This is a genomic window from Pseudomonas reactans (genome assembly GCF_013387025.1).
In the GTDB taxonomy this organism is placed as follows: domain Bacteria; phylum Pseudomonadota; class Gammaproteobacteria; order Pseudomonadales; family Pseudomonadaceae; genus Aquipseudomonas; species Aquipseudomonas reactans.
On sequence record NZ_JACAQP010000007.1, the window covers coordinates 238,604 to 259,974 of the forward strand.

General features: G+C 60.8%; 17 protein-coding genes. 8 read left to right on the plus strand and 9 right to left on the minus strand.

Translation table 11 applies throughout. The features are described 5' to 3' along the window. The first annotated feature begins 2 nt into the window (after positions 1-2). From HX793_RS10100 to HX793_RS10115, 4 genes are all read left to right on the plus strand, one after another. Positions 3-1,625 carry an ArnT family glycosyltransferase gene (locus HX793_RS10100; RefSeq protein WP_177049598.1) on the plus strand — a complete coding sequence of 541 codons (1,623 nt, stop codon included), beginning with the start codon at positions 3-5 and terminating at the stop codon, positions 1,623-1,625. A gap of 173 nt (positions 1,626-1,798) precedes the next feature. Further along, positions 1,799-2,509 carry an HPP family protein gene (locus HX793_RS10105; RefSeq protein WP_025999613.1) on the plus strand — a complete coding sequence of 237 codons (711 nt, stop codon included), beginning with the start codon at positions 1,799-1,801 and terminating at the stop codon, positions 2,507-2,509. A 141-nt stretch (positions 2,510-2,650) separates the two neighbouring features. Beyond that, the gene (locus HX793_RS10110; protein WP_177096004.1) at positions 2,651-3,754 is read left to right on the plus strand and encodes an enoyl-CoA hydratase/isomerase family protein; all 1,104 of its coding nucleotides are present in this window, start codon (positions 2,651-2,653) and stop codon (positions 3,752-3,754) included. Between the two features lie 3 nt (positions 3,755-3,757). Next, positions 3,758-4,909: an acyl-CoA dehydrogenase family protein gene (locus HX793_RS10115; protein WP_177049602.1), complete on the plus strand. Its 1,152-nt coding sequence runs from the start codon at positions 3,758-3,760 to the stop codon at positions 4,907-4,909. A 109-nt stretch (positions 4,910-5,018) separates the two neighbouring features. On the opposite strand, the gene HX793_RS10120 is transcribed toward HX793_RS10115, so the two are convergent. The 4 genes from HX793_RS10120 to HX793_RS10135 are packed head-to-tail and all read right to left on the minus strand — an operon-like array spanning position 5,019 to position 8,905. Further along, positions 5,019-5,792 (minus strand): enoyl-CoA hydratase, encoded by a 774-nt coding sequence (locus HX793_RS10120; RefSeq protein WP_033902889.1) that lies wholly within the window; start codon positions 5,790-5,792, stop codon positions 5,019-5,021. An 11-nt stretch (positions 5,793-5,803) separates the two neighbouring features. After that, on the minus strand, positions 5,804-6,931 hold the full coding sequence (locus tag HX793_RS10125; RefSeq protein WP_177049604.1) for an acyl-CoA dehydrogenase: 1,128 nt from the start codon (positions 6,929-6,931) through the stop codon (positions 5,804-5,806). Between the two features lie 9 nt (positions 6,932-6,940). Continuing rightward, the gene (locus HX793_RS10130) at positions 6,941-8,125 is read right to left on the minus strand and encodes an acetyl-CoA C-acyltransferase (protein WP_177003828.1); all 1,185 of its coding nucleotides are present in this window, start codon (positions 8,123-8,125) and stop codon (positions 6,941-6,943) included. 12 nt (positions 8,126-8,137) lie between these two features. Then, a complete protein-coding gene (locus HX793_RS10135; RefSeq protein WP_016974740.1) occupies positions 8,138-8,905 on the minus strand; it encodes an SDR family NAD(P)-dependent oxidoreductase in 768 nt (255 codons plus the stop codon). A 200-nt stretch (positions 8,906-9,105) separates the two neighbouring features. Here HX793_RS10135 and HX793_RS10140 point away from each other — a divergent pair, with 200 nt between their 5' ends. From HX793_RS10140 to HX793_RS10155, 4 genes are all read left to right on the plus strand, one after another. After that, positions 9,106-9,999: a bestrophin family protein gene (locus HX793_RS10140; protein ID WP_016974741.1), complete on the plus strand. Its 894-nt coding sequence runs from the start codon at positions 9,106-9,108 to the stop codon at positions 9,997-9,999. 70 nt (positions 10,000-10,069) lie between these two features. Continuing rightward, entirely contained in the window at positions 10,070-11,128 is a 1,059-nt protein-coding gene (locus tag HX793_RS10145) for a tetratricopeptide repeat protein (RefSeq protein ID WP_016974742.1), read from the plus strand. A gap of 144 nt (positions 11,129-11,272) precedes the next feature. Next, positions 11,273-12,772: an ATPase domain-containing protein gene (locus HX793_RS10150; RefSeq protein WP_016974743.1), complete on the plus strand. Its 1,500-nt coding sequence runs from the start codon at positions 11,273-11,275 to the stop codon at positions 12,770-12,772. Beyond that, positions 12,772-14,442 (plus strand): ATP-binding protein, encoded by a 1,671-nt coding sequence (locus HX793_RS10155; protein WP_177049612.1) that lies wholly within the window; start codon positions 12,772-12,774, stop codon positions 14,440-14,442. Before HX793_RS10150 ends, HX793_RS10155 begins: the two co-directional genes overlap by 1 nt. A 116-nt stretch (positions 14,443-14,558) precedes the next feature. Here the strand turns inward: HX793_RS10155 and HX793_RS10160 are convergent, their stop codons facing one another. From HX793_RS10160 to HX793_RS10180, 5 genes are all read right to left on the minus strand, one after another. Next, positions 14,559-14,936, minus strand: a complete 378-nt coding sequence (locus HX793_RS10160; RefSeq protein ID WP_016974745.1) for a response regulator — start codon at positions 14,934-14,936, stop codon at positions 14,559-14,561. Positions 14,937-15,014: 78 nt separating this feature from the next. Beyond that, complete coding sequence (locus HX793_RS10165; RefSeq protein WP_177096006.1) at positions 15,015-16,208, minus strand: hybrid sensor histidine kinase/response regulator; 1,194 nt, start codon at positions 16,206-16,208, stop codon at positions 15,015-15,017. Further along, positions 16,202-16,807: a chemotaxis protein CheB gene (locus HX793_RS10170; protein ID WP_016974747.1), complete on the minus strand. Its 606-nt coding sequence runs from the start codon at positions 16,805-16,807 to the stop codon at positions 16,202-16,204. Before HX793_RS10170 ends, HX793_RS10165 begins: the two co-directional genes overlap by 7 nt. Further along, complete coding sequence (locus tag HX793_RS10175; protein ID WP_438810838.1) at positions 16,804-17,634, minus strand: CheR family methyltransferase; 831 nt, start codon at positions 17,632-17,634, stop codon at positions 16,804-16,806. The genes HX793_RS10170 and HX793_RS10175 overlap by 4 nt, the downstream gene beginning before the upstream one ends. Then, positions 17,635-21,132, minus strand: coding sequence for a response regulator (locus HX793_RS10180; protein WP_177096008.1), 3,498 nt, complete (start codon positions 21,130-21,132; stop codon positions 17,635-17,637). Positions 21,133-21,371 lie beyond the last annotated feature (239 nt).

A 21,371-nucleotide genomic window follows, 5' to 3' on the forward strand; every position in this document is an offset into this window, starting at 1 on the left:
ACGTGAACAAAGCTCAACCGCCCCTGTTAAGCCCAACGATCCGCCACCAATCCCTCGGTTTGGGATTGCTGGCGTTGTTGCTGTTCATCGCCGGCAACTGGAATCAGGCGATTATCGGTTTCGATTCCCGCTTCGTGCTGTTCGCCCAGGAGATGCTGCGCCATGGGCCCGGGTTCTTCCCGACCACCTACGGTCAGCCTTATGCGGATTACCTGGCGACTTCAACACTGCTGACGTGGCTGTTGTCCTTGCCGTTCGGCCAGGTCACTAGCCTCACGGCCTGGTTGCCCACGGCGATGGCCTCGGCGGTAATCGTCATGCTGGTGTATCGCCTGACGGCGCCCTACTCGCAACGTTGGGGCCTACTGAGCATTGCAATTCTGTTGCTGAGCAGCACCTTCATCAGCGAAACCCGCGCGGTGTCTCTCGACCAGATGTTGGCCGCGATCGCCCTGGCGGTGTTCTATCTGGGGTATGCCCATGACCACTTCGGCGCCGGAAAACGCCTGCATTGGCTGTACCTGCTACTGATCGTCGGCTTTGCCGTGCGTGGGCCGATCGGCCTGGTCATTCCCACTGGCGTGTTGTGCAGCTATTACCTGATCAACCGTCAATGGCGGCAACTGTTCAGCTTCGGCTTGCTCGCGCTGGCGTTACTGGTGGCCTGTGTCGGCTTGCTGTTGTTGATGGCCAAGCTGAGCGGTGGCGAGACCTTCATGCAGGACGTGATCCGCATGCAGTTCCTCGGGCGCATGGACGGCAGCGAAGGTTCCAGCGGCGTGCTGTATTACTTCACCAGTTCCCTGGGCAACTATGCCCTGGCGTATCCGATGGCCGTGCTGGTGCTGCTGGCGATGCTGATCAGCGGGCGCCGGGCGCCGGGGCCGGCGTTGCAGCTGGTGTGGTACTGCGCCGCCGCAGGTTTGCTGGTGATGCTGGGCCTGTCGATCCCTCAAGCCAAAAAGGCGCGCTATATACTGCCGATGCTGCCCATGGCGGCGATCATTGCGGCGTATCCGTTCCAAGTGGCGCACGGTCGGCTGTTTGCCGGGCTGCGTGGGTTGATGCTGGGCATCTGGACTTTGTTGCCGACACTGTTGATCGCCGGTTTGCTGTTCGCACGGCCGCGCTATCCGGAGCAATTGAGCCATCTGGGCTGGGTGTTCGCTGTGCTCGGGGGGCTGCAACTCCTGGCACTGCTGGCGCTGGTCAAGACGCAACTGCGTACGGTTGGGCCGGCTTTTGCCGCGGTACTGGCGGTATGGGCCACCTACATCATGGTGGTCGAGCCGCTGGAGCGCAGCGTCTACGACACCCGTACTTTTACCCTGCAAGTGCATGAGCAAGTGATGCAGCAAAAGGCGCCGGTGGTGTTGCACGGCTTGGGCAAAGACGCCAAGGCCATCAAGTATATGGTCAACCTCAATTGCGACCAGGTGCCGTTGTTCACCCAGCATGCGGGCGACCTCAAGCCCCTCCAGGGGCCTGCGTGGCTGGTGATGAGCCAGTCGGACTATGAAAGCTTGACCGACCCACGCTTGCGTTCCATCACCCCGACCCTGGCCGGCGAGTTTGATCGCAACCCTTATGTGCTGCTGCACTTGGAAAAAAGCCCACAACCCTGATCGCTCAACTTCATTTTTTTTGCACTCAAACCTCATTAATATGCATTGGCGCGCTGTTCTCGGGCGCGGCACACTGCAGGCGTTCCTTCCCCCAAATGTTGGAACTTTCAAAGGGCTTTTCCGGGCAACCAGACAAGCCTTTTTTTTGCCCGCTGTTTATGGATCCCCTTTCAATGCTCGCTCGCTGGTTCCCCGCTGCTATCAACACCCGCCCGACCGAATGGAGCCGTGCCGCCATCGGCATGGCCCTGGGCACGCTGTTCAGTGTCTGGCTGTGCTCACAGGTGTTTGGCATGGACGTCGCACTGCACCTGCTCGGTCCACTGGGCGCTTCGGCCGTGTTGTTGTTCGCCGTGTCATCGGGCGCTCTGGCGCAACCCTGGTCTATCATCGGCAGCTATCTGTGCGCGGGGGTGGTGGCTTTGCTCGTCGCCCGTGTGCTTGGCCCTTCCCTGGGCGGCGCCTGTCTGGCCGCGGGTATGACCGTCGTGCTGATGTGCTGGCTGCGCTGCCTGCATCCACCGGCTGGTGGCCTGGCCATGACGCTGGTGTTGGCCGACCCTGCTTCTGCCGCCCTCGGTTGGTATGAGTTGGGCGCGGTATTGCTTGGGGCTGGCGCGCTGCTGACCTGTGCGCTGGCTTACAACAACGCCACTCGCACGCGGTATCCCAAAGGCGCCGCTGAAGCACCAACGCTTACCTTGAATAACCCTGATGCCGCTCAAGACCCCGCCATCACCGCCGCCGATTTGAAGCTGGCGCTGGCCGAAATGGAGCAGTTCTACGATGTGGAGCCCACGGCGCTGGAACAATTGATCCACGCCGCAGAAACCCACGCGCGACGCCGCAGCATCGGTGAAGTCCTGGCCAGCCGGGTGCCTTGAGGCCATCCTCCACTCCCTGCATAAATGCAAAAACAACCTGCATGATTCACGGTTGTACTGGGCAAATTTGCACTGGTACGATCGCGAGATGGTTCGTCCGCGAACATCTTGATAAAGAACAATAAAAGCAGGGAGTTATCGATGACTGCTCAGGTTTCATCCGAGGCAAGCCACGCAGAAACACTTCAGGACGAAGTCCTCGCCGAGGTCCGTAACCACATCGGCCACCTCACGCTTAATCGCCCCGCCGGCTTGAACGCTATTACCTTGAACATGGTGCGCAGCCTGACGTCCCAACTGCAGGCCTGGGCCGATGACCCGCAGGTGTACGCCGTGGTCCTGCGCGGGGCCGGCGAAAAAGCCTTCTGCGCCGGCGGCGATATCCGTTCGCTGTACGACAGTTTCAAGAACGGCGACACGCTACATCAGGACTTTTTCGTCGAGGAATACGCACTGGACCTGGCCATCCACCATTACCGCAAACCGGTACTGGCACTCATGGACGGGTTTGTCCTGGGTGGGGGCATGGGCCTGGTGCAAGGCGCCGACTTGCGCGTGGTCACAGAGCGCAGCCGCCTGGCGATGCCGGAAGTGGCCATCGGCTACTTCCCCGACGTGGGCGGCAGCTACTTCCTGCCGCGTATTCCGGGTGAACTGGGGATTTACCTGGGCGTCACCGGGGTGCAGATCCGCGCAGCCGACGCCCTCTACTGCGGTTTGGCGGATTGGTACCTCGAAAGCAACAAGCTCACCGACCTGGACCAGAAGCTTGACCGCCTGCAATGGCACGACTCGCCGCTCAAGGACCTGCAGGGTGTGCTCGCCAAACTGGCCGTGCAACAACTGCCCGATGCGCCCCTCGCGGCCTTGCGCCCCGCCATCGACCACTTCTTCGCGCTGCCGGATGTACCGAGCATTGTCGAGCAACTGCAGCAGGTCACCGTGGCTGACAGCCACGAATGGGCGCTGAGCACCGCCAACCTGATGCAGACCCGCTCTCCCCTGGCCATGGCTGTTACCCTTCAAATGCTACGCCGTGGCCGCCGCCTGCCTTTGGAGCAGTGTTTTGCCCTGGAGTTACACCTGGACCGCCAATGGTTCGAACGTGGCGACCTGATCGAGGGCGTGCGCGCGCTGATCATCGACAAGGACAAAGCCCCGCGCTGGAACCCACCCACCCTGCATGGGCTGGCCCTCAGCCATGTGGAAAGCTTCTTTCATCACTTCGAGAAGGTTGCGAACTAAGCCATGCAAGACATTGAATACACTGAAGAACAAGTGATGATTCGCGACATGGCGCGCGACTTTGCCCGTGGCGAAATTGCGCCTTACGCCCAAGCCTGGGAGAAAGCCGGCTGGATCGATGATGCCCTGGTCGCCAAGATGGGCGAGCTGGGCCTGCTGGGCATGGTCGTGCCCGAGGAATGGGGTGGCACCTATGTCGATTACGTCGCCTACGCCCTCGCCGTGGAGGAGATTTCTGCCGGCGACGGCGCCACGGGCGCGCTGATGAGTATCCATAATTCAGTGGGTTGCGGGCCGATCCTCAACTACGGCACAGAAGCGCAGAAACAGACTTGGCTGGCGGACCTCGCCAGCGGCCAGGCGATTGGCTGCTTCTGCCTCACCGAACCCCAGGCGGGTTCCGAAGCCCACAACCTGCGCACCCGCGCCGAACTGCGTGATGGCCAGTGGGTGATCACCGGCGCCAAGCAATTCGTCAGCAACGGCAAGCGCGCCAAACTGGCGATCGTGTTTGCTGTCACCGACCCCGAACTGGGCAAGAAAGGCCTCTCGGCGTTCCTGGTGCCCACCGCAACACCGGGCTTTGTGGTGGACCGCACCGAACACAAGATGGGCATTCGCGCCTCCGACACCTGCGCTGTCACCCTCAACCAATGCACAGTGCCCGAGGCCAACCTGCTGGGTGAGCGTGGCAAAGGCCTGGCGATTGCCCTCTCCAACCTGGAAGGTGGACGCATCGGCATTGCCGCCCAGGCGCTGGGCATCGCCCGTGCGGCGTTTGAAGCGGCATTGGCCTATGCCCGTGACCGCGTGCAATTCAACAAGGCGATCATCGAGCACCAGAGCGTGGCCAACCTGCTGGCTGACATGCAAACCCAGCTGAATGCCGCGCGCTTGTTGATCCTGCACGCCGCGCGACTGCGCAGCGCCGGCAAGCCGTGCCTGTCGGAAGCCTCCCAGGCCAAACTGTTTGCCTCGGAAATGGCCGAGAAAGTCTGCTCGTCAGCGATGCAGATTCATGGCGGGTATGGGTACTTGGAGGATTACCCGGTGGAGCGTTACTACCGGGATGCGCGGATCACGCAGATTTACGAGGGGACCAGCGAGATTCAGCGGATGGTGATTGCTCGCGAACTGAAAAATTACCAGCTGTAACTGACACGCTACACAACGGTGGGAGCTGGCTTGCCTGCGATAGCATCACCGCGGTCGGACTGATGGACCGAGGTGCCTGCATCGCAGGCAAGCCAGCTCCCACATGCGCTTACTTGTCTTTGAACTCCGGTGCACGCTTGGCCACAAACGCCGCCATGCCTTCCTTCTGATCCTGCGTCGCGAACGCTGCATGGAACACCCGGCGCTCAAAGCGCACGCCTTCCGACAGGCTCACTTCAAACGCACGGTTCACGCTTTCCTTGACCATCATGCTGATCGGCACCGACTTGCCGGCGATCAGGGTGGCGACTTTCAGGGCTTCTTCCAGCAGTTCATCGGCGGGCACGATGCGCGCGACGATCCCGCAACGCTCCGCTTCCACCGCGTCGATAAAACGCCCGGTCAGGCACATTTCCATGGCCTTGGCCTTGCCCACGGCGCGGGTCAGGCGCTGGGTGCCGCCCATGCCCGGCAGTACGCCGAGGTTGATTTCCGGCTGGCCGAACTTCGCCCCGTCGCCTGCCAGGATGAAGTCGCACATCAAGGCCAGTTCACAACCGCCGCCCAGGGCAAAACCGTTGACGGCAGCAATGATCGGCTTGCGGCGGTTGGCCACGCGGTCGCTGTCGCTGAACAGGTCGTCAAGGTAGATCTGCGGGTAAGTCAGCTCGGCCATTTCCTTGATGTCGGCACCGGCGGCGAAGGCTTTCTTCGAACCCGTCAGCACAATGCAGCCGATTTCCGGGTTGGCTTCCAGGCCATCCAGCGCCTGGTTCAATTCACTGACCAACTGCGCGTTGAGGGCGTTCAAGGCTTGAGGGCGATTGAGGGTAATCAGCCCGACGCGGCCCTGGACGTCGAGCAAAATGGTTTCGTAACTCATGTAGCGGCTCCTTAGAGATTGCGTGAGATGACCATGCGCTGGATATCGCTGGTGCCTTCGTAAATCTGGCAGACCCGCACGTCGCGGTAGATCCGCTCCAGGGGGAAGTCGCTCAGGTAACCGTAACCGCCCAGCGTTTGCAAGGCAGCCGAACAGACTTTCTCGGCCATTTCCGAGGCGAACAGCTTCGCCATCGAGGCTTCCACCAGGGCCGGCTTGCCGCTGTCACGCAGGGCGGCGGCGTAATGCACCATTTGCCGGGCGACCGCGATCTGGGTCGCCATGTCTGCCAGGCGGAAGGCCACGGCCTGGTGTTCAATGATCGGCTTGCCGAAGCTTTCACGCTCGCGGGCATAGTCGCGGGCGGCTTCAAAGGCGGCGCGGGCCATGCCCACCGCTTGCGAGGCGATACCCACGCGGCCGCCTTCGAGGTTGGCCAAGGCTATTTTGTAGCCTTCGCCCTCCTCCCCAAGGCGGTTGGCGACCGGCACCTTCACATCCTCAAACAGAATCTGGCACGTATCGGACGCATGCTGGCCGAGCTTCTCTTCGACCCGCGCCACGCTGTAGCCCGGAGAGTCGGTCGGTACGATGAATGCGCTGATCCCGCGCTTGCCCGCCGCAGGATCGGTCACGGCAAACACAATCACCACCCCGGCGTTCTGCCCGGAGGTGATGAATTGTTTGCAGCCATTGAGCACGTAATGATCACCTTCCAGGCGCGCGCGGGTTTTCAGGCTGCTGGCGTCGGAACCGGCCTGGGGTTCAGTCAGCGCAAAGGCGCCTAGCATGGCGCCGCTGGCCAGGGGCTTGAGGAACTGTTCTTTCTGCTGGTCGTTGCCGAACTTGAGGATCGGCACACAACCCACTGAGTTGTGCACGCTCATGATGGTCGAGCAGGCGCCGTCACCGGCAGCGATTTCTTCCAGCGCCATGGCGTAGGCCAGGTAGCCTGTGTCGCAACCGCCCCACTGTTCCGGCACCAACATGCCGAAGAAGCCCAGCTCGGCCATTTCACCGATAGCTTCCTTGGGAAAGCGATGCTCGCGGTCCCATTCGGCGGCAAAGGGTTTCAGGCGCTCCTGGGCAAACTGGCGGGCCGCGTCGCTGATTTGCAGGTGTTCGTCATTGGGCAGCATGGTCAGTCCTTAGTAGAGGCATTCAACGGCCATGGCCGTGGCTTCACCACCGCCGATGCAAATGGCGGCGACGCCACGCTTGAGGCCGTTCTGGCGCAATGCCGAAAGCAGCGTCACCAGGATCCGCGCACCGGAGGCGCCGATCGGATGGCCCAGGGCACAGGCTCCGCCGTGGATATTGACCTTGGCATGGGGAATTTCCAGCTTGCTCATGGTCACCAGGCTGACCACGGCGAAGGCTTCGTTGATCTCGAACAGATCCACTTCACTCAGGTTCCAGCCGGTCTTGGTCATCAGCTTGCGGATAGCGCCCACCGGCGCCACCGGGAACAACCCAGGTTCATCGGCAAACGCCGCATGCCCATGAATCACGGCCAGGGGCTTCAAGCCACGTTTCTCGGCCTCGGACTGACGCATCAGCAGCAAGGCCGCCGCGCCATCGGAAATCGAGCTGGAGTTGGCCGCCGTCACCGTACCGCCCTCGCGGAACGCCGGTTTCAGGCTGCTGATCTTGTCCAGCTTGGCCTTGGGGGGCTGTTCGTCATGCAGGATGGTTTTCTGTTCTTTGCCCACGGTGACGTGCACTGGGACAATTTCGGCGGCAAAGCTGCCATGGGAGATCGCTTCCTGCGCACGAGTGAGCGACGCGATGGCAAACGCGTCCTGGGCCTCGCGGGTAAAACCGTTGTGCAGGGCGCAGTCCTCGGCAAAGGTGCCCATCAAGCGGCCTTTATCATAGGCATCCTCAAGGCCGTCGAGGAACATGTGGTCCAGCACCTTGCCGTGGCCCATGCGGTAGCCGCTGCGGGCGCGGTCTAGCAGGTACGGCGCGTTGGACATGCTTTCCATGCCACCGGCGATGACTACGTCGACGCTGCCGGCCAGCAGCGAATCATGGGCCAGGATCGCGGCTTCCATGCCCGAGCCGCACATTTTGTTGAGGGTGGTGCAGCGCGTGGCCTTGTCCAGCCCGGCGCCCAACGCCGCCTGGCGTGCGGGTGCCTGGCCGAGGCCTGCGGGCAGTACGCAGCCGAACAGCACTTCATCCACGGCATCGGTGGCGATACCGGCCCTGTCGACGGCCGCACGAATCGCGGCGGAACCCAACTGCGGCGCGGTCAGGCCCTTGAGGTCGCCCTGGAACCCGCCCATGGGCGTGCGCACGGCGCTGACGATAACGATGGGATCGGTCATGGAAAATTCTCCTTACTTGGCGGCCATGCGCAAGGCACCGTCGAGACGGATCACCTCGCCATTGAGCATGCTGTTTTCAATGATGTGTCGCACCAGCGCGGCGTATTCGGCAGGTTTGCCCAGGCGTGGCGGGAATGGCACGCCAGCCGCCAGGGAATCACGGACCTCAGGGGTCATGCCGGCCATCATCGGTGTTTCAAAGATGCCGGGAGCGATGGTCATGACGCGGATGCCAAACCGCGCCAGTTCGCGTGCGGCCGGCAGGGTGAGGCTGGCGATAGCGCCCTTGGATGCGGAATACGCGGCCTGACCGATCTGCCCGTCAAACGCGGCAACGGAGGCAGTATTGATGATCACACCGCGTTCACCGTCGGCATTCGCCTCGGTTTCGGCAATGGCGGCAGCCGCCAGGCGCAACAGGTTGAAGCTGCCGATCAGGTTGACGTTGATCACTTGGGCAAAGCTGGCCAGGCCGTGGGGGCCGTTCTTGCCGAGGATTTTCTCGCCACGCACTATGCCGGCGCAGTTCACCAGCCCATGCAACCCGCCAAAGGCTGCAACGGTGGCCTGTACGGCGGCTTCGGCGGCCGCTTCCTGGCTGATGTCCGCCACGGCGCTGCGGGCATTCTCGCCCAGCTGCTGGGCCTTGGCGGCCACGGCCTCGGCGTTAAGGTCTACCAGCATCACCTTGGCGCCTGCCGCTACGAGCATTTCAGCGGTGGCCGCACCCAGGCCGGAAGCGCCGCCGCTGACCAGGAAGATCTTGTTTTCAATCTGCATTGTTATTCTCTTTAACAGTCCGAATCGTCGAAATAGTCGCCCCAGAGCGCCACTGCGGCAATGGTCAAAGCCCTCAACCTGCCTGACTGGTTTGGCCAGTCATCGACCCCGCCGATCAACCGGTCAGCCCAAGCGATTGGACGGGCACACTGCAGGCTTCTAATCTGATGGGCTGCGCCACCCAAGAAGCCCGCCCCTGAATGATAGTCCGACCCAAACCCAACCTCCTGGGTATCCTGTTTTCCCTCAAGGGTTCGATTGCCAAGCGCATCGCCCTGCGCAGTTTGCTGGTTACGTTACTGGCCTCGGTGATTGTGCTGGTGGAAACCCTGCACCCGGCGTATTTCTCCAAGGTCAATGCCACGCCGTTCACTTTGCTCGGGCTGTCGCTGTCGATCTTCATGAGCTTTCGCAACAACGCCTGCTATGACCGCTGGTGGGAGGGCCGCAAGCAACTGGGGCAGATGATCATTGACGTGCGTTCGTTGATCCGCGAAACCCAAGTGCTGCGGGATCCGGCCGAGCGTGCGGGTTTGCTGCGCAGCGTGTGCGGTTTCGCCCACGGCCTGGTCGCCCGGCTGCGCCATGAAGATGAAGCCCTGGCCATCAAGCCGTGGAGTCAGGTCCAGGCCAGCCACCCCAACTTGCCCGATAACGTGCTGCAACAGGTCGGTGCTCGATTTTCCGTATTAGCTGAGCAAGGCGTGATCAGTGAATGGCGCTACACACAGTGGGAGGCGCGCCTGGTCAGCCTCAGCCAGGTGCAGGCGTCCTGCGAGCGGATCAAGAGCACGCCGCTGCCCTTCCCCTATACGCTGCTGCTGCATCGCACTATTTACCTGTTCTGCATCTTGCTGCCATTTGCCATGGCCGAACCACTGGGCTGGCTGACGCCGGTGTTTACCGCCATCGTGAGCTACACGTTTTTCGGCCTCGATGAAATCGGTGATGACCTGGAAGACCCGTTCGGCTTTGACGAAAACGACCTGCCCTGCAATGCCCTCCTGCGCACCCTGGAGCGTGAAGTATTGGCCGCCCTCGGCGAAACCGATCTGCCACCGCCCCTGGAACCCGTGGAATACGTGCTGACCTGATGCGGGTTTGACACCTGCCGTGGTCTGACCGAAGCTGACGGCTTTGCTGCCCAAGCTTTCGGACGCCTGCATGTCAAAGTCACGCCGTTACTCCATCGTCGGCCTGTGCGCCCTGTTGTTGATTTCATTGATCGCCTGGTACTTCTCCCGCTCCACCCCGGTGGCTGTGCCAGCCGCGATTGCCCATGGTTACTCCAAGGCCCTGAAACAGGCGCGCAACGGCGAGCCTGGTGCTGCGCGTGTGCTGTACCAGCAACTGGGCCGGCCGGACCTGTCGCCAGAACGTCGCGCTGCGTTGCATGCTGAGTTGCCCAACTATCCCAGCCCGCAAGCGCTGAAGCTGGCAGACAAAGACCTGGCCAGCGAGTCGCCCCTGGTACGTGAGGCCGCCATCCATAGCATTGTCGGCCTGGTGCCCACCGGCCAACGCACGCTGTTGCTCGGGCCGGTACTGGACGATCCCGAGCAGGACGTGCGGTTTGCCGCGGCCAATGCCCTGCTTGGCCTGTCGCCCGATACCTTGGGCCTGTACTTCGGGCCCTTGCAGCAGGTCCTCGACGAATTCGTGAAGAAACTCAAGGCCCAGCCCGAATCGGCCGAAGGCTGGATTCAACTTGCGCGCCTGTACATCCACAGCGCCCTGTTGCCAGAAGCGCAGAATGCCCTGGAACAAGCCATGCATCTGCAACCAGACAACCTGCAAGCCGTCGTCGCGCAGATTGAGTTGCTGGATAAACAAGGCAAGACCGATGAGTCCCGCCAGTTGCTGGCACGCCAATTGGCTGCGCACCCCGAGTCAGCCTACCTGCAACACGCCCTGGGCATGTGGCTGCTGCACCACGGCGAGCGCCCCTACGCTCTGCTCGGCCTGTCCAAGGCGGTAGAGCTTGAACCGGACAATCAGGATTATCGCTATGACCTCGCGACCACCCTGCACGCCCAGGAAGAACTGGAGGCGGCCCAGCGTCAACTGGAAGAAATCATCCAGCGCCACCCCGCCAATCGCAAGGCGCGGGTGCTGCTGATCAATTACTGGAAGGAAAGCGGTCAGTTGCAGAACGTCCAGGTCCTACTGGCGCAGCTTGAGCAACAGAATCCGGATGATCCGGCGTTGCAACAAGGTCTGTAGGTCCAGGCTAAAAACTTGTAAGCCCAAGCCGCCGTTGTACAAATTTTACGAAACGTTGAACCGCCAATGGCCACTACGGTCAAGTGAATATGGCGCGCCCGAGGCGGCGCGCTCTTCTATTTGTACGTGACCTGAGGGCACTCCTTGTCTACATCCAACGAGCTGTTCAGTGAAAAAGCGGCCATCGGCATCGAAGGTCTGGATGACATTCTTTCCGGCGGTCTATCGCGCAGCCACTTGTTTCTGCTGGAAGGTGAACCCGGCACCGGTAAAACCACTGTCGCCCTGCATTTCCTGCAGGCGGGCGCGGAAAACGGCGAAACCTCGTTGTACATCACCCTGTCGGAGACCGAACGAGAATTGCGCCAGGGTGCCAAGTCCCACGGTTGGGACCTGGACGACAATATCCATATCTTCGAACTGACGCCGCCTGAAAGCCTGCTCAACGCTGAGCACCAACAGAGCCTGCTGTATTCCTCCGACCTGGAGTTGGGTGAAGCCACGCGGCAGATTTTTGAAGTGGTCGAACGAGTCAAACCGACCCGCGTGGTGATCGATAGCCTCTCCGAAATTCGCTTGTTGGCACAAAGCTCCTTGCGTTATCGCCGGCAAATCCTGGCGATCAAGCACTACTTCGTGCGCTATGACGCCACTGTGCTGCTGCTGGATGACCTGACCACCGAGTCCCTGGACAAAACCGTGCACAGCGTCGCGCACGGGGTGATTCGCCTGGAAGAACTGACCCCTAACTATGGCGCCGAACGTCGCCGGGTACGCGTGGTGAAATATCGCGGGCAGAAATACCGTGGCGGCTTCCATGACTTCACCATCATGCAAGACGGCGTGCACGTGTTCCCGCGCCTGGTCGCGGCAGAACACCGTGGTGGCTACAACCGCGAGACGCTCACCAGTGGCATCCGCGAGCTGGATTCGTTGTTGGGCGGGGGCATCGAAACCGGCTCCAGCAGCCTGATCCTCGGCCCGGCCGGTACAGGCAAGTCGCTGATCTCGATGATTTTCGCCGCCGCCGCCGTGGCCCGTGGCGAAAAGGCCGCGCTGTTTATTTTCGATGAAGAGCTGGGCCTGTTGTTCGAGCGTATGAAGAACATGGGCATCGACCTGGCGGCCTTGCAAGCCACCGGCAACCTGCTGATCGAGCAAGTGGACGCCGCTGAACTGTCGCCCGGCGAGTTCTCCCACCGCGTCCGGCGCTGTGTGGACGAGGGCGGGATCAAGACCGTGGTCATCGACAGCATCAACGGCTATCAGGCTGCAATGCCGGAAGAGAACGCACTGATCCTGCATATGCACGAGCTGTTGCTGTACCTGAACCGTAGAGGCGCAGCCACCTTCATGACCGTCGCCCAGCACGGCCTGGTCGGTGACATGCAGGCGCCAGTCGATATTACTTACTTGGCCGACACGGTGATTCTGCTGCGTTACTTCGAGGCAATCGGCGAGGTGCGCCGCGCCATCTCGATTATCAAGAAACGTACCGGCTCCCATGAGTCGACGATTCGTGAGTACCGTATCGGCAGCCGTGGCATGACCGTCGGCGAGCCGTTGAACAACTTCCAGGGTGTCCTGCGCGGCATTCCCACCTACATGGGCGCCGGCTCGCCCCTGCTCAAGGACATGGGCTAGTGACGGTCGTTACACCTGTGTCCGAGCGCGCGATCATCCTCGCGCCGCTGGGACGTGACAGCTCGCTGGCGCTGATGATGCTCAATGAGGCCGGTTACAGTGGCATCATTGCCAGCGATCTGGGCACGCTGTGCGAGGCATTGGAGCACGGCAGCGGCTTGCTGATCATCGCCGCCGAAGCACTGCGCGGCGTTGACCTTGACCCCCTGCTGGAGCATTTGCACCAACAACCCGCCTGGTCAGACTTGCCTATCGTGCTGATGACCCACCACGGCGGCAGCGAACAGAACGGTTCATCCCGGTTCAGCGGCTTGCTGGGCAACGTGACGTTCCTGGAGCGCCCGTTCCATCCGGTCACACTGATCAGCCTGGTCAGCACCGCCCTGCGCGGGCGTCGTCGGCAATACGAAGCACGCGACCGCCTGATCGACCTGAGCGAAAGTGAACTGCGCCTGCAACGCACGCTGGAGACCCTCGAGCAACAGGTTGAGGAACGCACGGCCCAACTGCGTCACAACGAGGATGCCTTGCGCCAATCCCAGAAGATGGAAGCGGTCGGCCAGTTGACCGGCGGCATCGCCCATGACTTCAACAACATGCTAACCGGCATCATCGGCAGCCTGGAGTTGCTGCGAAGGCGCGTGTCACGGGGCAAACTGGACGACCTCGACAGCCTGATCGACCTGGGCGTCACCTCGGCCAACCGTGCCGCCGGCCTCACCCACCGGCTTCTGGCGTTCTCCCGCCGCCAATCGCTTGATTCAAAACCAGTAGAAATCAACCAGTTAGTGACCTCAATGGGTGAGCTGCTGCAACGCAGCATCAACGAAAGTATCGCCCTGGACATGCGCCTCACTGGCCAACTCTGGACCGCGGAGGCCGACCCCAATCAATTAGAAAGCGCCCTGCTCAACCTGGTGATCAATGCGCGAGACGCCATGCCCAACGGCGGCAGCCTCACCGTGGAAACCACCAACCGCCACCTCGACAGCGTGTTCACGGCGGCTTATGGCACCCTGAAACCCGGTGACTACGTCGAATTGAGTGTCAGCGACACGGGCTGCGGTATTCCGGAAAGTGTGATGGGGCGTGTATTCGATCCGTTTTTCACCACCAAACCGATCGGCCAGGGCACAGGCCTGGGGTTATCGATGATCTATGGGTTCGCCCGGCAGTCCCACGGCCACGTGACCATTCACAGTGAAGTCGGCAAAGGCACCACGGTCAGCCTGTTTCTACCTCGGTTCATTGGGGAAATCGTGGCCGATGTGACGGCTGACGCGGCGTTGCTGCCTTTCGCCAATGCAGGAGAAACGGTGTTGATCGTCGAAGACGACCCGGCCGTGCGGGTATTGGTCAGCGCGGTGCTCAAAGAGTTGGGCTATGGCTTTGTCGAGGCGGGTGACGCCGATACGGCGATGCCAATCATCGAGTCGGATCAACGCATCGATTTGCTGATCAGCGATGTCGGCTTGCCCGGCATGAACGGCCGCCAGTTGGCGGAAATCGGCCGGCAGATTCGCCCCGACCTCAAGGTGCTATTCATCACGGGTTATGCCGAACACGCGGCAGTGCGCGGTGGGTTCCTGGACCCGGGCATGCAGTTGATCACCAAGCCGTTTACCTTTGATTTGTTGACGGCGAAGGTACGGGAAATGATTCGAGCATGATGCCAAAGCGTTAGCGGGATTTACGTATTCAGATGTACTTCTTTGAATAAAGAGGCTGGCTGGTGCCTTAAACGGTGAAATGCGCGGCGTCCGCCCAGTTACGGACGCCGCCACATTTACGCCAGCAAGCGCTGGATATGCTCCTGCAGCGTATCCAGATCAAACGGCTTGGCCAAGATAGGCGCGTTGCGCGTGATCGGGCTGTTGCAGTCGAGAATTTCCTGCGGGTAACCGCTGATGAAAATAACCTTCAACTCCGGTCGTAACATGATCGCCGGCTCAGCGATCTGCACGCCGGAAATCCCGCCCGGCAAACGGTAGTCCGTCACCATCAAGTCCAGGTGCGGCTTGGTCGCCAGAATTTCGAAGGCCTGCTCCCCATCGATCGCCTTCAACACCCGATAGCCCAGGCCAGCCAGGTATTCACCCAGCACAAACATAATGGATTCGTCGTCCTCGACGATCAGTACGACATCTTGTGCATCTTCACTCATGGGAAGCCTTAGTCCGGTCAGTTGCTGCAATTACGACCATGGGGTCACGCAGAGGTTGCGTCGAGGTGACGATTGAATTCATGCCGACGCCTGCAATGGCAGGCATACCCGGAACAAGGCGCCCTCGCCTATCTGGCTCTCGACCTCGATGGTGCCGCCATGGGCTGCAACGATCTGCTCGGAAATGAACAGCCCGAGGCCCAGGCCCGCAGCCACTTGGCTGGCGGACACGCGCTCGAACTGTTGGAAAATACGCTTCTGGTTTTCTTCGCTGATGCCAATCCCGTGGTCGCGCACCTCCACCCGCGCCTCGCCATGCTCGGTGTATACGCGCACCGCCACCGGACTCTTGGCCCCGTAGCGCAGGGCGTTGGTCAGCAGGTTGGTCACCACCTGTTCGATACGGAACTCATCCCAGTTACCTTCCACCGGGCCGTCGGCAACCAGTGTCATGGACGAATCCGCTGCGGCGACCTGGGGGGCGAAGTTCTCCACCAGATTGCTCACCAATTGGGTCAGGTCGAAGTGGGCCGGGCGTATTGACAGCTTGCCGGTGCGGATGCGCGAGACGTCGAGCATATCTTCGATCAGGCGGATCAGGCTCTGGATCTGGCGCTCATCGCGGTCGACCATGGCGTGCATCTTGTCCAGGGTGAACGCGGCGGCATTGTCACGGGCCAGGTGCATCTTGCGCAGCTGGGTCTCGAGGATCAGGCCGTTGAGGGGCGTACGCACTTCGTGGGCGACGATCGACATGAAGTCGTCACGCATGCGCACCGCCTGCTCCAACTCGGCCTGGGTCGCCTGCAGGCGCGTCAGCAGCAGTTCCTGCTCGCGACGGCTGCGCTCCAGCGCCTCGACCTGTTGCTTCATGGCCTTGCTTTGGCGGAACAGGTCGACAAATACGTTGACCTTGCTCTTAACCGCATGGATATCCAGCGGCTTGTGCAAGAAGTCTACGGCGCCGCTTTCATAGCCCTTGAAGGCGTAATTGAGCTCGCGGCCCGCCGCGCTGACGAACACGATGGGGATGTTCTTGGTTTTTTCAGTGCCGCGCATCAATTCGGCCAACTCGAAACCGTTCATGCCGGGCATCTGCACATCGAGAATCGCCATGGCGAACTCGTGCTCCAGCAACAGGGACAAGGCCTCGTCGGCACTCAATGCCTTGAACACCTGGCGGTCCTCGCGCTTGATCAGCGCTTCAAGGGCCAGCAGGTTTTCCGGCAGATCGTCGACGATCAGCAGTTTGGCCTGGACAGTACTTAACATGGGGAATATTCCAGGGAAGCCAGCAATGAGCCAATGTGGCTCAGCGTCAGAATGTGGTCGGGTGTGTGCAGCGCCAGCGCTGCACGGGGCATGACGGCAACGCGTGCTTCTGTGGGCTCTTGCACTACAGTGGTTCCACCGTGCTGCTTGACGTGGGCCAGGCCGCGCGCGCCGTCATGGTTGGCGCCGGTCAACAGAATGGCCAGCAGGCCCGCGCCATAGGCATCGGCGGCGGATTCGAAGAGGAAATCAATCGCCGGCCGCGAATGGTGCACACGGTCTTCCTGGCTCAAGGACAGGCTGCGGTCATGCTCCACCGACAGGTGATAGCCAGGGCCGGCAAAGTACAATGTGCCCGGCTTGATCACTTCCTTGTCACGGGCTTCCACCACGGGCATGGCGACGCGGCGGTCGAACACTTCAGCCAGTTGGCTGCGACGCTCGTCCGGCAAATGCAGCACGGTGATGATCGGCAAGCCGAAATCGGCAGGCAGCTCGGCGAAAATCGTCAGCAACGCCTCCACGCCACCGGCGGAGGCGCCGATGACGATCGCTTCTATGCCCCGGACCGATGCCGGGCTGGCAGCCGCTTGATTCATAGTTTGCGGTAGATCCGTTCCTGTTTGACCAAGGGTTCGAACTGTTTGCCGTAGGCGGAGAAATCCAGGGTCTCCTTGCTGCCCAGCACCAGGAAGCCGCGATAGCACAACGACTCATGGAACAATCCAAACGCGCGATCCTGCAACTTTTTATTGAAATAAATCAGTACGTTACGGCACGAAATTAATTGAGTCTCTGAGAATACACTGTCGGTCGCCAAGCTGTGATCAGCAAAGGTGACATTTTCGCGCAGCGTTTTATCGAATATCGCGTAATCGTAAGCCGCGGTGTAGTAGTCGGCAAATGAACGTTGGCCTCCGGCCTGCTGATAGTTGGCGGTGTAGGCGCGTACGTTCTCCAGGGAGAAGATGCCCTGCTTGGCCTTGTCCAGCGACGCCGGGTTGATGTCGGTGGCGTAGATGATCGTACGCTCCAGCAACCCCTCCTCGCGCAGCAGGATGGCCATGGAGTACACCTCCTCGCCCGTGCTGCAGCCGGCAATCCAGATCTTGATCGACGGGTAAGTCTTGAGCAGCGGCACCACTTCCTGGCGGATCGCCAGGAAGTGCGACGGGTCACGGAACATCTCGCTCACCGGAATCGTCAGGAACTGCAGCAACTGCATGAACGCCGCCGGGTCGTGCAGCACACGCTCCTGCAAGGCGGAAATGGTCGCGCAATCGAACTGGCGCAAGGCATGGGCCACGCGCCGCTTCACCGACGCCCCGGAGTAATCCCGGAAGTCGTAGCTGTACTTGAGGTAAATCGCCTCGATCAACAGGCGCAGCTCGATATCGCTGCTTTTTTCCAAAAAACTTCGCTCCACTTAAATGCGTTCCATCTTTGGCAACCAGACGCGAATCAGTGAGAACAGACGGTCCAGATCAATCGGCTTGGCCAGGTAATCGTTGGAACCGGCCGCGAGGCAGCGCTCCTGATCGTCCTTCATGGCCTTGGCCGTCACCGCAATGATCGGCAGCTTTTTCCAGCGCGGGTCCTGGCGGATCAAGGCGGTGGCCTCGTAACCGTCCATTTCCGGCATCATCACGTCCATCAGCACCAGGTCGATATCCTCGACTTCATTGAGTTTGTCGATAGCTTCACGGCCGTTACGCCCGATCACCACCACAGCACCTTTGTGCTCCAGGGCGCTGGTCAGGGCGAAGATGTTACGTACGTCGTCGTCCACCAGCAGGATTTTACGCCCCTCGAAGACCTTGTCGCGGCTGCGCGCGGTCTTGAGCATCTTCTGGCGGTCATGGGACAGCTGGGATTCAACTTTGTGCAGAAAGAGTGTCACTTCATCCAGCAAGCGCTCCGGCGAACGTGCACCTTTGATGATGATCGAGCGCGAATACTTGCGCAGCTCAGCCTCTTCATCGCGGGTCAGGTTGCGCCCGGTGTAGACGATCACTGGCGGGAACGAGCAGATATCTTCGGTCGCCATGCGCTTGAGCAGCTCGTTGCCAAGCATGTCCGGCAGCTTGAGGTCGATGATCATGCAGTCGTAGATATTCGTGCGCAGCAGGTCCAGGGCCGCCTGGGCGTAGCCGACGTCGGTGATCTCGATGTCATCGTCGCCGATCAGGCGGGCAATGCTGTCGCGTTGCAGGTCATCGTCCTCAACCAGAAGCACGCGCTTGACCTTCTGGGTCAGCTTGGCTTCCAGGCGTGCGAACACGTCCTTGAGCTCTTCGCGGGTGGTGGGCTTGACCGCATAACCAATGGCGCCCATGTGCATGGCGGCTTCGACGCGGTCTTCCACGGAAATCACGTGCACCGGGATATGCCGGGTGCTGGCATGTTCTTTCAGGCGTTGCAGCACGGTCAGCCCGGAATGGTCCGGCAGGCGCATGTCCAGCAGGATCGCGTCGGGTACGTATTCCTCGGCCAGGCTGTAGCCTTCGTCCGCGCCGTGGGCCACCAGGCAGTTGTAGCCCAGCTCGTGGGCCAGGTCGAACAGGATGCGGGCGAAGTTTGGCTCGTCTTCCACCACCAGGATGCAACGCGTGGTGAAGGGTGCTTTGTCGCGGTCATCGGCAAAGCGCGGGATCAGAGTGGCGTCGGCTATCGGCAATGGCGACACCTTTGCGGGCGTCGGCGCAGGCGCAACCACTACTTGGCGCGGTTGTTCGATGGGGGCAGCGTCTTCTTCGCGCTCGACATACTGTTCCGGCAGGACCAGCGTAAAAATGCTGCCCTTGCCCGGCTCGCTGGTCACGCTGATGTAACCACCCAGCAGGGTCGCCAGGTCGCGGGAAATCGACAGGCCGAGGCCAGTGCCACCGTAGCGCCGGTTGGTGGTGCCATCCGCTTGGCGGAATGCCTCGAAGATGCTTTCCTGCTGATCCGGCGCAATGCCAATGCCGGAATCGCGCACGGTAAAGGCAATGCCCTCCCCCGGTGCGCGGGACACTGACAGGCTGACCTGGCCCTGCTCGGTGAACTTGACCGCGTTGGACAGCAGGTTCTTGAGGATCTGCTCCAGGCGCTGGCGATCGGTGAACAGCATACCCGGTGCACCGTCCTGCACCTCCACCTGGAAGCCCAGTTTGCGATCGGCCGCCAGCGGCTCGAACATGCCACGCAGGCCATCGACCAGGCGCGCCACGCTGGAATTCTCCGGGCGCATTTCCAGCTTGCCGGCCTCGACCTTGGAGATATCGAGGATGTCGTTGATCAGGTTGAGCAGGTCATTACCGGCGGAATAAATAGACTCGGCGAACTTGACCTGTTCGGCGCTGAGGTTTTCCTGGGGGTTCTCAGCCAGCAGCTTGGCCAGGATCAGCGAGCTGTTCAGCGGTGTGCGCAGCTCGTGGGACATGTTGGCAAGGAATTCGGACTTGTACTTGCTGGAGCGTTGCAACTCGTCGGCACGGTCTTCCAGTTCGAGCTGGGCCTGGCTGAGTTCAGCGTTCTTGCGGTCCATGGCATCGCGTTGCTGGGCCAGGGTTTCGGTCTGTTCGGCCAACTGCTCGTTGGTCTGCTCCAGCTCGGCCTGCTGGGTTTCCAGGTGGGCCTGGGACTCCTTGAGGATGCGCGACTGTTCTTCGAGCTCTTCGTTGGCGGTCTTGAGCTCTTCCTGCTGCACTTGCAGCTCTTCGTTGAGCTGCTGGGTCTCGGCCAACACTTCCTGCAGGCGTTGGCGATAACGGGCGGCTTCGATGGAGGTGCCGATATTCCCGGCAATCAGCTCCAGCAGCTCGACGTCACGTTCTTCCAGTGGGCGCAGGAAACCCAGCTCGATCACGCCGTTGACGCGGTCATCGTCGCTGGTTGGCATCACCAGCACGCTACGGGTTGAACCTTCGCCGAGACCGGAGCTGACCTTGAAGTAGTCCACCGGCACGTCGTCCAGGCGAATCAGGCGATCCAGCTGGGCGGCTTGCCCGACGATGCCCTCGTCGCTGTAGATCGATTGTTCCTTCTGCTCCTGCTCGCGGGAGAAGCCATAGGTGGCGACGCGCTTGAGGCCGCCATGCTCTTCGCGTACATACAACGCCGCGACGGCCGAGCCCATGTATTGGGCAAAGAATTGCAGGATATTGCGGCCGAGCATGTTCAGGGTGAGCTGGCCGAGCACTTGTTCGGCCAGTTCAGTTTGGCCGTTACGCAGCCAAGCCTGTTGCTCCAGGCGCCGCGCAATCTTCTGTTGCGACGCGAGGTTAGCGCTGTAACTCTCTGATAATGAAATTAAATTCTTACGGCCGATGTACGCCAGGAAACCACTCAGACCCAGCACAAATGCCAGGTACAGGGTGACGCTGATCACGGTAGTGCGGGTGACTTCTTCATTGCGGGTGATGCGGAACTGCTGTTCCATCGCCACCGCGTCGTCGTATTCTTTGCGGATCTCGTCCGTCAGGCGCTTGCCACGACCCGCCTTGACTGCGCTGCGGTAGTCACCGCTCTCACGCTGCATATCAATCATTGACTGAGCGTATTTGTTCCACTCGATTTGCAGGGCTTCCAGACGTTTGAGGCGGTCCACCTGTTGTGGGTTGTCCGCCACCAGCTCCTGCAAGTTGCGCAAATCGGCAATGATCCGCGGCTTGGCCACTTCGTAAGGGTCGAGGAAATGCTCGTCGCCGGTGATCAGGAAGCCGCGCATGCCGGTCTCAAGGTCAACCGTCAGCTTCGACGACTCATTGAGGTTATTGATCACCCGGTCGGTGTGTTCAACCCACTGGATCACCGTCAGCAGGTAGGTGATCAGGCAGACGAAAAACACCGCGCTGAGCACGCCCACACCCAAGGGCAATGCGACGTTTCGGCTCAGGAGGTTACGAAAGCTCTTTTCATCGACGGACGACGCAGGAGTCATGGGCATGCCTTGGCCAAGTGTGGAAAAACCGGGAGTTTGCCCCAAAGGTGCTGTTGAACGCTATTTTTATGCCACATAAGTCCCCGTGAGATGAATCGTTCCTGAGTGAACCGATCACACTTAGTCACTGTTTTATCTGCTTATGTTTAGCCCGCACCGCATTCGGAACCTGAGAGTGACGTGTTCCCACAGACTTTTGCGTCTGGGAAAAAGGAAGATCCGCGCGATAGACGCACACC

Excerpts from the sequence above, each read along its gene's own strand:
- HX793_RS10120 (WP_033902889.1), bottom strand. The coding sequence starts at position 5,792 with ATGAGTTACGAAACCATTTTGCTCGACGTCCAGGGCCGCGTCGGGCTG.
- HX793_RS10180 (WP_177096008.1), bottom strand. The coding sequence starts at position 21,132 with ATGACTCCTGCGTCGTCCGTCGATGAAAAGAGCTTTCGTAACCTCCTG.
- HX793_RS10115 (WP_177049602.1), top strand. The coding sequence starts at position 3,758 with ATGCAAGACATTGAATACACTGAAGAACAAGTGATGATTCGCGACATG.
- HX793_RS10140 (WP_016974741.1), top strand. The coding sequence starts at position 9,106 with ATGATAGTCCGACCCAAACCCAACCTCCTGGGTATCCTGTTTTCCCTC.
- HX793_RS10170 (WP_016974747.1), bottom strand. The coding sequence starts at position 16,807 with ATGAATCAAGCGGCTGCCAGCCCGGCATCGGTCCGGGGCATAGAAGCG.
- HX793_RS10135 (WP_016974740.1), bottom strand. The coding sequence starts at position 8,905 with ATGCAGATTGAAAACAAGATCTTCCTGGTCAGCGGCGGCGCTTCCGGC.
- HX793_RS10125 (WP_177049604.1), bottom strand. The coding sequence starts at position 6,931 with ATGCTGCCCAATGACGAACACCTGCAAATCAGCGACGCGGCCCGCCAG.
- HX793_RS10110 (WP_177096004.1), top strand. The coding sequence starts at position 2,651 with ATGACTGCTCAGGTTTCATCCGAGGCAAGCCACGCAGAAACACTTCAG.
- HX793_RS10145 (WP_016974742.1), top strand. The coding sequence starts at position 10,070 with ATGTCAAAGTCACGCCGTTACTCCATCGTCGGCCTGTGCGCCCTGTTG.
- HX793_RS10160 (WP_016974745.1), bottom strand. The coding sequence starts at position 14,936 with ATGAGTGAAGATGCACAAGATGTCGTACTGATCGTCGAGGACGACGAA.
- HX793_RS10130 (WP_177003828.1), bottom strand. The coding sequence starts at position 8,125 with ATGACCGATCCCATCGTTATCGTCAGCGCCGTGCGCACGCCCATGGGC.
- HX793_RS10165 (WP_177096006.1), bottom strand. The coding sequence starts at position 16,208 with ATGTTAAGTACTGTCCAGGCCAAACTGCTGATCGTCGACGATCTGCCG.
- HX793_RS10105 (WP_025999613.1), top strand. The coding sequence starts at position 1,799 with ATGCTCGCTCGCTGGTTCCCCGCTGCTATCAACACCCGCCCGACCGAA.